The organism is Phyllobacterium sp. 22552, from assembly GCF_052044585.1.
In the GTDB taxonomy this organism is placed as follows: Bacteria; Pseudomonadota; Alphaproteobacteria; order Rhizobiales; family Rhizobiaceae; genus Phyllobacterium; species Phyllobacterium ifriqiyense.
This window is the reverse complement of record NZ_JBQENG010000024.1, coordinates 1-384: the sequence shown is the minus strand read 5'-3', so window position 1 is coordinate 384 and position 384 is coordinate 1. Positions and strand designations below refer to the sequence as shown.

The 384-nt window shown below is 51.8% G+C and carries 1 pseudogene; it reads left to right on the top strand.

From position 1 onward, the window contains the following. Window positions 1-170 precede the first annotated feature (170 nt). Window positions 171-384 (top strand): annotated as a pseudogene (locus tag ACTJI9_RS22480) (SOS response-associated peptidase); the annotation flags it as partial.

The window sequence follows — 384 nt, the reverse complement described above, 5'->3', positions numbered from 1 at the left end:
AGGTCTGGAGCTGCAGGAATAAGGAACACAATATGTTCGGCACCAAGAACAAATTACGGGATTAAGGCTCAACTTGCGCCCATGCGCAGTTCAACTATCATCGAGAAAAAGCGGCCGAGTGGAGTTTGAAATTTCACCGGCCGACAAAGCAACCGGGGGCGAAGTCAGGCATGTGCAACCTCTATAAAATATCGACTGGCTTCGATGCGGTCCGTAACCTCTTCAACGGGATCGGAAACCGGACAAACATCACAGATTTCAATATCGACATTTATCCGGACTACCCCGCGCCGGTCGCGCGCAAGGATGAAAACGGCGAGTTGGAAGTTTCAATGCTGCGTTGGGGAATGCCAACGCCTCCGGCCTTTATCAAGGGCGAAGTCG